Source organism: Psychrobacter pygoscelis (assembly GCF_004335015.1).
GTDB lineage: Bacteria > Pseudomonadota > Gammaproteobacteria > Pseudomonadales > Moraxellaceae > Psychrobacter > Psychrobacter pygoscelis.
The window spans coordinates 546,987-560,822 of the sequence record NZ_RQRU01000001.1; the positions used below are offsets into that span (position 1 = coordinate 546,987).

Consider the following 13,836-nt stretch of genomic DNA (forward strand, 5'->3'; position numbering starts at 1 on the left):
CAATTAAAATAGCACCATTTATACCCAGTGACGCTATTACTTATCATCAATAGCGTCATATTTTCAAAGGAAGACCCTATGAAAGATTTAACCAAAATCACCGAAATTGAAGACCTACGCCGAGTGGCCGAGCGTAAAGTACCGAGAATGTTTTATGACTATGTCGATTCAGGCTCATGGACGCAGACGACTTATCGTAATAATGAGACCGACTTTGACCGCATTAAGCTGCGCCAGCGCGTACTTGTTGATATGGAAGGGCGTAGTCTAGCGACCACTATGATTGGCGAAGACGTACATATGCCTGTCGCCATTGCGCCTACGGGCTTTACGGGCATGATGTGGGCTGACGGTGAGATTCATGCGGCACGGGCAGCCGAGAAATTCGGTGTGCCATTTTCTTTGTCGACGATGAGTATTTGCTCAATTGAAGACGTCGCCACACATACCACTCGGCCATTTTGGTTTCAGCTGTACGTCATGCGTGATAAAGAGTTTATGGTCAATCTTATCAAGCGGGCCAAAGCAGCGAATTGCTCAGCACTAGTACTGACTGCCGACTTACAAGTGCTCGGTCAGCGTCACAAAGATATTAAAAATGGCCTATCCGCGCCGCCAAAACCAACGCTAGCTAATATCCTAAACCTAATGACCAAGCCAGAGTGGTGCTTGAACATGCTAGGCACTAAGCGTCGCACCTTTGGTAATATCGTCGGTCATGCCAAGGGCGTTGGCGACCTGTCCTCTTTGTCATCATGGACTGCCGAACAGTTTGACCCAGGTCTTAGCTGGGAAGATGTCGCTCGTATCAAAGATATGTGGGGCGGCAAGCTCATTATCAAAGGTATCATGGAGCCTGAGGATGCCATAATGGCCGCTCGTAGTGGTGCGGATGCACTTATTGTCTCTAACCACGGTGGTCGTCAGCTAGATGGCGCTCCCTCCTCTATCGCTGCGCTACCAGATATCGTTCAAGCGATCCAAGCAGAAGACAGTAATATCGAAATCTGGCTCGATAGTGGTATTCGCTCAGGTCAAGATGTACTAAAAGCCATTGCTCTTGGTGCGAAGGGTACGATGATAGGCCGCGCGTTCTTGTATGGTCTTGGCGCATATGGTGAAGATGGAGTACGCCGAGCTCTTGAAATCATCTATAAAGAATGTGATATTACCATGGCATTCTGCGGTCATACGGATATCCATACCGTGACTGACGACATCTTGGTAAAAGGCACTTATGAGCATCTTAAGTCCTCACTACCTAGAATTGAGCCTATCCGCTGGTAGTCAAAGCCCATTTGCTTTAACCCCATTAATTATTAATAAAGGGTTATAATCAAATGCAATTATGACATTATGGTAACTATAATAACTGGTAGAGATTTGCTTGCTGTAGTTAAAGCTTAGCAGGTCTCTACCAGTTAATTTTGTATTATAGCTGCCATTAAATAGGCATCATTAATTAACACTATTACTCGTTAAGTCCCTTCCTGTTATCCCTAACCATGCGACCCTGTTATGACGTTTCAAACTTTATGGAAAACAGCGCCTATCACCTGCTTATTGTTGATTAGCTTCGTTGGGTTATACATCATCCAAATCGTGACCGGCGTAGATGCCAATAACCCTAGTTCGCAAGACTTAATCACTTGGGGCGCTAATGCGCTACCCTTTACTATGGTCGATGAGCCATGGCGTCTTATCAGTAGTGCCTTTTTGCATATTGGGCTGATGCATTTGTTATTTAACGCTTTTGCCATGTACTTCTTTGGTCAAGTCGCTGAGCCAATGTTCGGTCATGGTAAGTTTTTGCTGATATTCTTACTGTCTGCCGTTGGCGGTACGCTATTAAATAACTATGTCACGTGGCAAGCCATCTTAGACAATACAGGCAGACCGGGCTTGTCTGCCGGCGCCTCTGGCGGAATTATGGGACTGGGCGCTGCACTATTGGTTGCTGCTTTATTTAAAATGTCCGCTGCGGGCATGGTACTCAATCTACGCAGTCTCGCCTTTATCATGGGTATCAACCTCGTCTATGGCTTCGCAGTTCCGGGTATTGATAACGCAGGTCACATTGGTGGCGCTATCACGGGGGCAATATTGGCATTGCCAATGGTACTCGCTCATCACAAGCGAGTGGCTGCTACCGCTATTCAATCGAGCACTACTTCTCCTTTCGTTGTCAATCAGTCCCCCTCAGTAAAACCAATAGCAAAAGCAAATGTGACTTGGCAGCTTTTACCTTGGTTTGCCATTTTGGCAGTGGCAGTAGTTTTTTATTTTTGCTGGCTAGACATCCATCAGCAGATAGCGATACACTTAAATTAGCAACATCCTGTTAATGACTTCTTTCTGTCGCCTTGCTCGCGCTTATCATAATTTTTTGAGACCTAATAATGACTATATTATCGCGCCGACGTTCAATACTTACTACTTTGTTCAGTCCTATTGCCTTACTAGCGTTAACTATACCCGCTACTGCCGCTCCGATTATCAACCTACCAGCTGTTCCAGATGCCGAGCTAAGAGTGGGCGCTAATATCCGTTATGAGCAGACCCCTTATGATACCGATGGTGGTCAATTTAAAATACTGCCTGGTGTGTTCTACGATAATAATAAAGTCTATGCGCGTGGCAACACCTTTGGCGCGTATATCCTTAATGATGGCACGCATCAGCTGGATGCTTTTGTACAAGTCGTAGGTTCTAGCTTTGACCCAGAAGATGCTAATGGTGCACTAGCAGGATTGGATGAGCGCAAATTGACAGGGATGACCGGCCTTAGCTATCTGCAGCGCACGCCGATAGGTGGACTGCGCGCACAAATCGCTACCGATATCGCAGGCCGCAGCGATGGCAGTATCGCGAGGCTAAGCTACTTAGCCAAATTCAGCGACGATAAACTCACTGTCTATCCAAGTGTGGGCGTTGAGTGGAATGATAGTAAATACAACGATTATTACTTTGGTATTAGCGAGACCGAGGCGGCGAAAACTGGCTTGCCAAGCTACTCTCCTGGCGCTAGCATCAACCCTTATATAAGCGTCAGCGGCATGTATGATTTTAATGATCAGTGGGCAGGCTTTGCCAGTCAAAGCTTCGACCATCTCTCTAGTAAGCAATATAACAGCCCTATGGTAAAAACTGACTCTCACTTCGACTCGAAGACGACTTTAGGGTTGCTGTATAAGTTTTAGGGTTTAGATGCCTAATATCAAGTGATGAGCGTAGGCTGGGCATTTTGCCCAGCTTTTTATTGGAGGGTAGTTAGATGATAAAATAGTGGCTCACCACTATTGAGTTTTTTGACTGCTCTTATAAAGTTAAAAAGTTCTACAAATAGTGAATGTTAATTACTCTATATTGACTTACAAAGATCGTATAAATAATTAAATACCAAGAATTTTATAACAAGAATTTATAAATGGATATCCTACAAGCTAGCCGACAAATTATAGCAATGTACAACATGGATGAAAATCCGGATGCTGAAGCATGGAAGAATATTTTTAAGAGATTTAAAAATGCTTTAAAAAATTGTTCTGATGTAGACACTTTAGTAGAATGCTTGATAAAAGACGACTGTTGGTGCATACCATACGATTACAGAATACAACTCATGGAAAAAGCCAAGGCTCTAGATGCAGACTCTTATGATTTTCTTATCGATTATTACGGCTTCAAGAGCGCTTTCTTAGACCCTGGAGATGAACATATAGAAGCTTGCAAAAAGTTAATTGAATTACAAGAAGCTTATAAGTCATTGGCCAAACGCAATTAAAGATTTGTGCTACAGTCCGTTGCACCAATTCAATTGTTATATTTATTGGTGCATAAAACACACCCTACTCAAACTACTTTAGATTTATTTTAGTATAAATTGCGCGGTTTGCCACCCACGCTACCTGTCACAATTGCAATAAACCTCGCCATAGCAAGGCTTTTTAGCCCTGATTGCAGCGGTATCCTGCTTGGCTGGGCGGGTTGCAGGGGCTAGGTTTTGAGGGGGTCTCGAGGCAACAGGAACAGCTCAAACCGTGACCCCGCCCCGCCTAGCTAAGCAGATACAAGCAAAAAGCAGGATTAGCTCCATAAATTAGTAATAAACCACCAGCCAAAAAAAGACCTTGCCGCAATAATAGGCGACAAGGTCTTTTTTATACTTTTAAAAACGATTCAATCAGAACAATTCAATCGCTTATTTAGGATGAACCATATCAGCTGGCGTTACCCACTCGTCAAACTGCTCTTCAGTCAGTAACTCAAGTTCAACGGCGACTTGCTTGAGCGTTTTGTCTTCTTTATACGCAGTCTTGGCAATCTTCGCTGCGTTCTCATAACCGACGTGACGGTTTAATGCTGTCACTAGCATCAATGAGTTGTGCAAGAAATGGTCAATCTTGTCTTTTACTGGCGCGATACCAACGGCGCAGTTGTCGTTAAAGCTGTTGCAAGCGTCGCCCAATAGCTGGATAGACTGCAATAGGTTAAAGGCGATAACTGGCTTGAAGACGTTTAGCTCAAAGTTGCCCGATGCACCTGCCATGCTGATGGTGACGTCGTTGCCCATGACTTGCGCGACGACCATGGTCATCGCTTCAGACTGGGTCGGGTTCACTTTACCTGGCATGATAGATGAGCCTGGCTCATTGGCCGGAATCTCAAGCTCACCAAGGCCGCAACGAGGGCCAGAAGCCAACCAGCGTACGTCATTAGCGATTTTATTAAGGCTAGCAGCTAGCGTCTTGAGCGCGCCAGAAGCAAAGACTTCGGCATCACGAGCGGCTAGCGCTTCGAATTTGTTGGGTGACGTTACAAACGGCAGACCCGTCAGCTCTGATAACTGCTCAGCGGCTTTTACCGCGTAGTCAGGGTGCGAATTCAGACCAGTACCAACAGCAGTACCACCCAGAGGCAACTGGTACAGGCCTTGCAGAGCGTTATCAATGCGGACTAAGGCATGGTCTAGCTGGCTGACGTAGCCGCTGAACTCTTGACCTAAGGTCAATGGCGTCGCGTCTTGCAGATGCGTGCGGCCAATCTTGACGATGCTATCGAACTCTTTGGCTTTTTTGTCTAGGGTATCGCGCAGGGCTTTTACCGCAGGAATCAGTAAGCTATTAATTTGACGAGCAGCAGCAACGCGGATAGCGGTTGGGAAGCTATCATTGGTAGACTGAGCATGGTTCACATGGTCATTTGGGTGAACAGGCTGATAGCTGCCACGCTCACTGCCAGCAATCTCATTAGCTCGGTTGGCGAGTACTTCATTCATATTCATATTGGACTGCGTGCCAGAACCAGTCTGCCAAACGACCAATGGAAACTGATCGGTAAGACCACCATTGATGACTTCATCAGCAGCTTGCACGATAAGGTCACGCTGAGATTCTTCGATACGACCAAGACCCGCGTTGGTAATTGCAGCCGCCTTTTTGACCAGCGCCATGGCTTCAATCATTGGACGTGGTAGAGTCTCACCACCGATTTTGAAGTTCTCACGGCTACGCTGCGTTTGCGCACCCCAATATGCATCTGCAGGCACTTCTACATTGCCCATAGTGTCTTTTTCTATACGAGTTGACATGCTCTCTCCTATTATTAGTGACTTGTTGTAAATTGTTCATATTAACAATCAATAAAGATGCTGAATATAGCACGGCTATTGAAAGGGCGACATTGAATTTGTTTGGCGCAATTATGATAGCATGACTCTATAATATTTTCTTACAGGGACGGGTTGTTTTCGTGTCAAATATTCAAGCTAATTTATCCCAGACCGATGCTTTGGCTAGCCACTCAGCCAACCAGCATCAATCTAAAGCTATTGCTAATCCACCTCGCCGCCACTTCACCCGTCAGCGCCGTAAGCTCACCGCTCAGCAGCGCAATCTTGCAGCCTCGCTCGCCAGCCGTCATTTGTATAAGCTTATCAGTCGATTGCCCCATCAGGCTAAAGTCGGTATATATTATGATGATTTTGGTGAGTTGCCAACGCAGCCTATTCTAAATTGGTGCAATCGCTTAGGCTATTTTTGTTATCTGCCTGTGGTCGGATCATTCGGCCATGAAGATAAACGACTGCGATTCGCCAAGGTTAATGCCCATAATCTAAACTTAGTCCCCACTGCCCCGCACTCTTTAGGCATGCAACAGACGTATCAGCGTAAGCTCGTCTGGGCGCATGAGCTGGATGTCCTCTTCTGTCCCTTAGTCGCCGCCGACTTACAGGGCAATCGCATGGGCATGGGCGGCGGTTATTACGACACAACGCTGGCAAAATCAAATCAGCTAGGGCTAAAAAAGCCGCTAAAAATTGGCTGGTGTTATGACTTTCAGGTGACCCAGCAGTTAAAGCGTCAACCGTGGGATGTGCCATTAGATGGCTTGATGACGCCCAGTAAATTGAGGTGGTTTTGATGAGTGATAGTAAAGATAAAAACAAACACCATACACAACCCCTAAAGCAGGATACTGGCTCAGTTGCTAATAGTGTCAACCGTCATCTTCTCAAGATGGAAGACGATAAAAAGGAGACTTTGGAGCCTGCATCAGAACGTGATGACTACGAATTTAGTCCTGAAGAACTGGTCTGCCTGGTCAATTCAGCCCGTCTAGAGGCGCTACTTGAGCAAAGTGATGCCTTTATAAATGGCTTGACTGGAGCATTGAATGATTTTGATGATTAACCATTAACAACAATCTGTCCTATCAGCAGTCACAATCTAAAAATAATAAAAAAAGGCGCATGACATGGACATCAATCTATTAGGGATTTTCATCACCGTAGCCCTAGCCCACTTTCTAGCCTTACTAAGCCCAGGCCCCGACTTCGTACTGGTGGTCAAAAGCGATATCAAAAACAATGGCAAAAACGCATTGGGGTGGCCTTAGGAATTGCCTGTGCCAATGCCGTATATATCGCTTTGTGCTTGATTGGTGTGGGGTCGATTCTGGCAGCGTCAGTGCCCGTAATGATTACCCTCAAAATTATCGGCGGATTATTTCTTATTTATCTTGCTGCTCAAGCATTACTCGCCCGCAAACACTCCTACAGCCAGCTGAATTTAGCGGACACTGATGACACTCAAGGTACATCTATGCCTGTGGAGACGACCTTTATTAAGGAGTTCTTGGTAGGATTTATGTCGGGGGTATTCAACCCTAAGAATTTGCTGTTTTATCTCAGTCTATTTACCGTGGTACTGACACCAGACATGGGCATGGGATTCAAGCTCGGCCTCGGGATTTGGATGGCGGTCATCGTCTTCGCTTGGGATGCTGCCATCATATTCTTATTATCCACGCCCAAGGTGCGCCGAAGCTTTACCAAAGCTGCTTACTATATTGATAAAGTCACCGGCGCTTTGTTAGGACTTATTGGCGTTACTATCCTCAGGTCAGCTTTGCTTAAACCATAAAAGCTTTTGGGGATAAAATCATTAATAACCTTTGAACCTAAGTCTTTATAGGTGCGCAGCTAAAATAGCCAAAGCCATAATTAAAAGGTCAAAATTAAAAGGTTAAAGGTTAAAGGAAACTATGACGTCAAAGCCGCCGACTATTATAAAGGCACTCGCCACTTACTTTCGCGCAAAACCATTACGAGTAGTTTTTACTGTTTTGTGGGTAGCTGCTGTTTACAGCATCATTATGTCAGGTTTTAATCCAGACCCTTATTTGCTCAACCGCTCAGTACCATTACCCCACCCTTATCCGAGCGATTTTGTGACATTTTTGCTGATCATTATGTGCGTTCAGGCTGCATTTGCTTGGCTTATAGGTTATTTTACAAACAGTGTATTCAAATTAATATCTATGCTTGTGGTTGTCATTGGTGGTTTTTATATAGGCGGTATATTTGCCATGCAAGCGCCGCCGCCTATTGGCGCCTTTATTATTTGGCAACTATTATGTATAGGTATAATTCTTATTCTCTTTCTTTACCGAATCATCCCTCTCCTTTATAAATATCTTCATAAAGCCATTACCTTTATTTACCGCCACTTACCCTAAATAAAAAGGCATACTGAATTCTCAATATGCCCTATATAGTCAACCCACTTCACATCTGGTACAAAGTAACTGGGATAAATTTATATAGCCTCAGTCATATCGTGACTTCTAGCAAATAAATTTATATCAGTTGCTCGTTAACGTGTCAGTTTTGAACAGGATTGACTATATGAATAAGCCTAATTATTAACATCAAAAAGATTCTACAACACCATCGCCGCAATCCAGCCAAAGAGGAGCAGCGGAAGGTTAAAGTGCAAGAAGGTCGGAATCACGCTGTCTTTAATGTGGTCATGCTGACCATCCACGCCAAGACCTGAGGTTGGTCCAAGGGTCGAATCTGAGGCTGGAGAACCTGCATCTCCTAATGCCCCTGCAGTACCAATGATAGCCACAGTGGCCAGTGGAGAAAATCCTAAAGAGGCGCAAAGCGGCACATAAATCGCGGCAATAATAGGAATGGTAGAAAACGACGAGCCAATGCCCATGGTCACAATTAAGCCAATAAGCAGCATAATAAATGCCGCAACCGCTTGATTACCACCGAACAATGCCGTTGCACCATCGACAAGTGGCGCGATCTGTTCTGTCGCCTTCATAACTTCAGCAAAGCCTTGAGCGGTAATCATAATAAAGCCAATCATCGCCATCAGCTTAATGCCATCATTAAACACGCCATCAGCGTCACGCCACTTGACCACGCCCGTCGCCATGAACACCCCAAAGCCAAACAAGGAGCCTAGGATTAATGAGTCGGTATAGAGCTGAACGACGAATGCAGTAACGATAGCAACAAGGGCAATAATAGTCTTGGCTTTGGTCGCTGATTGAGCATTGGAGGCCGTTTGGCTTAGTGAATCTTGGGCGATAGCGGCGTCATGATTTTGTTGGTCTATGGCTACGCTTTGGTATTGGCGAGGCCTACGATAACTAATAAAAATAGCGGTAAGCAGACCACAGACCATGCCCACTGCCGGAATTGCCATTGCCTGCATCACTGAGATATTGGCAGTATCAAGACCCGCTTCGCTAACATTTTTGAGCATAATCTGATTGAGGTAAATCTCACCAAAGCCGTATGGCAAAAACATATAGGTGTTAACCAGACCAAAGGTCATAAGACACGCTAGCAAGCGTCTGTCCACTTGCATCCGGTTAAAGGCCAATAACAGCGGCGGTACAACCAAGGGAATAAAGGCAATATGAATAGGGATAAGGTTTTGACTAAAGCAGCTCATAAGCACCAAACCGCCAAATAACAGCCACTTGATAGAGCCACCAAGACCTGAATTATTATGACTGTCCATACGCTGAATCACGCCGCTAGCCAACGCTTGTGGCATACCTGAATGCGCGATAGCCACAGCAAAAGCACCTAGCAGCGCATAGGACAGAGCAATCTCAGCGCCGTTTTTGATCCCTTCTTGAAATGCGCTCAGCGTAGCATCTAAGCCAAGTCCGCCGACCAGTCCACCGACTATCGCGCCAATAAGTAGACTCAAGACCACATGCACTCGAGCCAGCGACAGTCCCAGCATCACCACCACAGCTAGCAGTACTGCATTTATTATCATAATTATTACCTAATCTTATATATTGCTCGTAAGTCTTACTCGTAAATCGAGCTAGTGTACTAGTGTATATGACGCTTTGCCCAATACAGCTAAAAAACAGCCGTCTATTCTACCTAATATCTCAGTAAAAAAAAGCACACGATGCTGTAACTTGGCAAAAACTTTGTTATCGACATCATGAAAAATACGCATTATTACTTACCCTTATCACTGTTAATCTTTTGTTCTAGGACGGGTTATTAATTGGCCTCTTACTGTAGAATCAAGAAAAAACAAAGAAAACACTGTAAATAACTCGTAGTAACTGCAATGATGGACTTCAACCTTCAAAAGCATAGCGCTTATTTTTGTGCTGATATTCTGTACTACTTTGCTAAGAGAGTGGCCTACCCATCTATTAGCGGCAAGGCAAGGATAGCCCTATCACCAAGCCTCCCGTTTATAAACTGATCTCTAAACTTGCAATTTTTTTCTAAACCACCATTTACTACTACAAGTACTCGATTTATGACATCCAATTACTGAGTCTTAGACAACGACTCTTCGATAATAATTAATTATGACGACAAGCTACGCTGCGCATAATGCGCACCCTGCGATAGGATTTGATTTATGACTGATAAAGACCTGACTTTAGACGCTCAAAACGCTGCTGACTCCGTTGATGATGCAGATGCTATCGACAATACCGATAGTGAAGACCAAAGCAACCAAGGTAACACTCCTGAACACACTTACTTGCCTCTACTTGCCCTGCGAGATGTCGTGGTCTATCCCCATATGCAGATTGCGCTTTTTGTCGGCCGGACACCTTCGGTGAAAGCCGTAGAGCTGGCGCAAGCAGAGTATAACAACCAAGTACTGGTCGTAGCGCAAAAAGACTCACTAACTGAAGATATCGATCAAGACAATCTGTATCAGTATGGTACGATTTGCCGTATCGTCAGCACCATGCCACATGACAGCGATGACAACTGTATTAAGGTTCTGATTGAAGGTCAGTACCGCGCCCGTGTTGATGAGCTACAAGACCAAGGCGACTTATTGACTGCTAGCTTCACCCGAGCAGATATTGCTGTCGATATGGATGAGGAGCAGCAAGCCAATACTCGCAAAGCCCTTATAGGTCTTTTTGAGGCGTATGCTGAAGCTCGCCTACGTAATGCCCGTGAGTTGACTCGCGTCGCTGAGCGTATCGAAGACTTATTAGAGCTGGTTTACTTTATCTCAACCCGCGTCTCTATGGAGCTTGAGATTAAGCAGTCCTTCTTAGAGAATGATGACCTAAAAGCGCATATCAATGCCTTAACTGATTACTTAATTAAGCAAAGCGCTGAGCAAAGTATCGAGCAAGATATTCAAGAAGCCGTGCGTCGTCAGATGGAGAGCAACCAACGCGAATACTTCTTAAATGAGAAGATGAAAGCGATTAAAAACGAGCTATCTGATATGCATGATGGGGCATTCGATGCCGAAGATGATATCAGTGAGCTTGAGCATCGACTAAAAGAAGCTGATCTACCAGAAGATGTGCGCAAAAAGGCAGAGCAAGAATTTAAAAAGCTTAAAATGATGCCGCCAGCCTCCAGCGAGTCATCTGTCGTGCGCAACTATATTGAGTGGATTCTTGATACGCCGTGGAATACTACCACTAAAGTGTCGATTAACCTCGATAAAGCTAAGACCGTACTTGACGAAGACCATTATGGTCTAAAAGATGTTAAAGACCGTATCTTGGAATACTTAGCGGTCCAATCCCGTGTTAAGAAACTTCGCGGTCCTATCTTGTGTCTCGTAGGCCCTCCTGGTGTGGGTAAAACCTCGCTCGGTGAGTCTATCGCCCGCGCAACTGGCCGCAAGTTTGTGCGTATGGCCCTTGGCGGCGTGCGTGATGAAGCCGAGATTCGTGGCCACCGTCGAACCTACATCGGTGCGATGCCGGGTAAAATCGTTCAGTCATTGGCTAAAGTTGAAGTCAAAAACCCACTATTCTTACTCGATGAGATCGATAAGATGGCGCAAGACTTCCGCGGTGACCCAGCCTCAGCCTTGCTTGAAGTGTTAGATCCATCACAGAATGACACCTTTAACGACCATTATCTCGATATGGACTTAGACTTGTCACAAGTGATGTTTATCTGTACTGCCAATAGCATGGACATCCCGCCAGCGCTGCTTGACCGTATGGAAGTCATCCGCTTGCCGGGCTACACCGAAGAAGAAAAAGTCAATATCGCCCAGAAATACCTAGTGCCTAAAGCCATCAAGCAAAACGGCCTAAAAGAAGGTGAGATTGAGATCGTTGAAGAGGCATTGCATAGTATCGTCCAGCGTTATACTCGCGAAGCTGGCGTTCGAAACCTTGAGCGTGAGGTCAATAAAATCTGCCGAAAGGTCGTTCGTGAGTCGGTAGAGACGCATGGCGTTCGCCCACCGAAAAAGGCAGAGCGTGAGCTGGTGACGGTCGATGATAAGAACATCGTTGATTACTTAGGCGTGCACCAATATGACTTCGGTCTAGCTGAGCAGGAGCCTGAGGTTGGCCGTGTCACTGGTCTAGCTTGGACAAGCGTCGGCGGTGAGCTACTCACCATCGAGACGGTCAAAATGCAAGGTAAAGGCGAGCTTGTCTTTACAGGCTCTCTTGGTGATGTAATGAAAGAGTCGATCCGCGCTGCCATGAGTGTGGTTCGCGCTCGCGGTGAGCAGTTCGGCATTGATTACGAGACCTTTAAGACCACTGATGTCCACGTGCATATGCCAGAGGGCGCTACGCCTAAAGACGGTCCGTCTGCGGGTATTGCCTTAACCACAGCCCTAGTATCGGCTATGACGGGCATCGCGATTCGCCCTGATATCGCCATGACAGGTGAGGTTACCCTGCGTGGTAAAGTGCTACGCATCGGTGGCCTTAAAGAGAAGCTCTTGGCAGCCCATCGCGGCGGTATTAAACATGTGTTAATCCCAGAAACCAATGAGCGTGATTTGGAGGAAATTCCAGATAATGTCAAAGAAGGCTTAAAAATTCAGCCTGTTGCGACAATTGATGAGGTATTAAAAGTGGCCTTGGTAGAGATGCCAACGCCGCTAAAACCCGCTAAGGTTGCAATCGACACTACTAAATCTAAAAAAGCGCTAAGAAGCTAAGCTTGGGGTAACCTTTAGCTGATTAACTTAACATTCTAAAATAAAAAACCGCTCAATTAAATTGGGCGGTTTTTTATTTTAGGGTTATAAAATACAATGACAATGGCATATTCATACAGTTAACCAAAAAATAAAAAAACGATATCTAGTGTTAATCTCCGCCGCAGCTACTACAACTGCTACCACCGTCACCACCGCTGCTATCACTACTACCACATGTGGCGGCGCCATCTTGAGTAATGTCAACCTCAAAGTCCAAATCCATACCATCTGGTCGTTCACCAATAATGGTCTGATACCAAGCTTGATAACTTTGGCTTAGCTCTTGTAGCAGTGCCCATAGTGTCAATGGCGGCGCTAAACCAGATAGGCTTCGTCCAATCACGCTATCTATACCGAACAGCCTCGGAACGCGATCACCAGGATAAGCTGGATTAATACCGTGTAGCTGACAGGTGGCTTGATAAGTATACATTCGCACGTTTCGTTGCCGATCCAAGAAAGCGTAATCAGGAATATGGTGTAGCGGTTTACCAAAAGCGGCTTGGCAGTATTCTTGGTAGCTTCTGGTATCTAGGATAAACGCATGCCAAAGCTCATCAACATACTTTGACGGCATACAAAGGGGCTTTTTGGGTTTTAACGCGTGTAATAAAAAGAAATCTCGCAGACCTTCATTGACCATTGCCCGCTCAGAGACGGATAAATTTAACCTCTTCAGATTCTGACTTTGCCACAGCTTATGCGGAAACGGGGTCGATAAGATAAAGTCGAGCTTTTGCTTATAGCTTTTTTTATGCTTTATTATTAAGGTGCTTACAGTAACTATCACTAATAACAATATAGCAATCAGCCAAACATTTCCTGCAAACATAAACACTAGATAAATGCCTCCTAACAGATAGGGAATAATGCGGCCTAGAGACAGCTTCCCTAAGTCAGTAAACTCTTCTAGATTACGAACACGCTGTGACATAAGCCTTACTTGTGGCTGAGCGCTTAAGCTGGATAGCTGCCCTAAAGTAGTGGAGCGTTTATGCTTAGGATAGGTTAAATCGACGGCCATTGACCGCTCCTCATACAGTTAATTCGACTG

13 protein-coding genes are annotated in these 13,836 nt (G+C 45.3%); 10 read left to right on the forward strand and 3 right to left on the reverse strand.

The genetic code is table 11. The features are described from left to right. Positions 1-78: 78 nt before the first annotated feature. The 4 genes from EGV92_RS02215 to EGV92_RS02230 all read left to right on the forward strand — a co-directional run bounded on the left by EGV92_RS02215 (position 79) and on the right by EGV92_RS02230 (position 3,784). Entirely contained in the window at positions 79-1,287 is a 1,209-nt protein-coding gene (locus EGV92_RS02215; RefSeq protein WP_131667575.1) for an alpha-hydroxy acid oxidase, read from the forward strand. 231 nt (positions 1,288-1,518) lie between these two features. Continuing rightward, a complete protein-coding gene (locus EGV92_RS02220; RefSeq protein WP_131667576.1) occupies positions 1,519-2,331 on the forward strand; it encodes a rhomboid family intramembrane serine protease in 813 nt (270 codons plus the stop codon). Positions 2,332-2,399: 68 nt separating this feature from the next. Next, positions 2,400-3,200, forward strand: coding sequence for a MipA/OmpV family protein (locus EGV92_RS02225; protein ID WP_131667577.1), 801 nt, complete (start codon positions 2,400-2,402; stop codon positions 3,198-3,200). A gap of 227 nt (positions 3,201-3,427) precedes the next feature. Continuing rightward, a complete protein-coding gene (locus EGV92_RS02230) occupies positions 3,428-3,784 on the forward strand; it encodes a hypothetical protein (RefSeq protein WP_131667578.1) in 357 nt (118 codons plus the stop codon). A gap of 417 nt (positions 3,785-4,201) precedes the next feature. Here EGV92_RS02230 and fumC read toward each other — a convergent pair whose 3' ends face one another. After that, positions 4,202-5,590: a class II fumarate hydratase gene (fumC, locus tag EGV92_RS02235; RefSeq protein ID WP_131667579.1), complete on the reverse strand. Its 1,389-nt coding sequence runs from the start codon at positions 5,588-5,590 to the stop codon at positions 4,202-4,204. Positions 5,591-5,751: 161 nt separating this feature from the next. Here fumC and EGV92_RS02240 point away from each other — a divergent pair, with 161 nt between their 5' ends. From EGV92_RS02240 to EGV92_RS02255, 5 genes are all read left to right on the forward strand, one after another. Further along, entirely contained in the window at positions 5,752-6,423 is a 672-nt protein-coding gene (locus EGV92_RS02240; protein ID WP_131667580.1) for a 5-formyltetrahydrofolate cyclo-ligase, read from the forward strand. Next, positions 6,423-6,692, forward strand: coding sequence for a hypothetical protein (locus EGV92_RS02245; RefSeq protein WP_131667581.1), 270 nt, complete (start codon positions 6,423-6,425; stop codon positions 6,690-6,692). Before EGV92_RS02240 ends, EGV92_RS02245 begins: the two co-directional genes overlap by 1 nt. Positions 6,693-6,756: 64 nt before the next feature. After that, positions 6,757-6,897: a hypothetical protein gene (locus tag EGV92_RS14070; RefSeq protein ID WP_207401723.1), complete on the forward strand. Its 141-nt coding sequence runs from the start codon at positions 6,757-6,759 to the stop codon at positions 6,895-6,897. Beyond that, positions 6,888-7,424, forward strand: a complete 537-nt coding sequence (locus tag EGV92_RS02250; RefSeq protein ID WP_207401724.1) for a LysE family transporter — start codon at positions 6,888-6,890, stop codon at positions 7,422-7,424. The genes EGV92_RS14070 and EGV92_RS02250 overlap by 10 nt, the downstream gene beginning before the upstream one ends. 121 nt (positions 7,425-7,545) lie before the next feature. Then, complete coding sequence (locus EGV92_RS02255) at positions 7,546-8,019, forward strand: hypothetical protein (protein WP_131667582.1); 474 nt, start codon at positions 7,546-7,548, stop codon at positions 8,017-8,019. A 203-nt stretch (positions 8,020-8,222) separates the two neighbouring features. Here EGV92_RS02255 and EGV92_RS02260 read toward each other — a convergent pair whose 3' ends face one another. Beyond that, positions 8,223-9,593 carry a Na+/H+ antiporter family protein gene (locus EGV92_RS02260; RefSeq protein ID WP_131667583.1) on the reverse strand — a complete coding sequence of 457 codons (1,371 nt, stop codon included), beginning with the start codon at positions 9,591-9,593 and terminating at the stop codon, positions 8,223-8,225. 612 nt (positions 9,594-10,205) lie between these two features. Between EGV92_RS02260 and lon the strand changes: the two genes are divergently transcribed. After that, complete coding sequence (lon, locus tag EGV92_RS02265; RefSeq protein WP_131667584.1) at positions 10,206-12,740, forward strand: endopeptidase La; 2,535 nt, start codon at positions 10,206-10,208, stop codon at positions 12,738-12,740. Between the two features lie 151 nt (positions 12,741-12,891). Here the strand turns inward: lon and EGV92_RS02270 are convergent, their stop codons facing one another. Beyond that, entirely contained in the window at positions 12,892-13,806 is a 915-nt protein-coding gene (locus EGV92_RS02270) for a glycine-rich domain-containing protein (protein WP_131667585.1), read from the reverse strand. Positions 13,807-13,836: the final 30 nt, after the last annotated feature.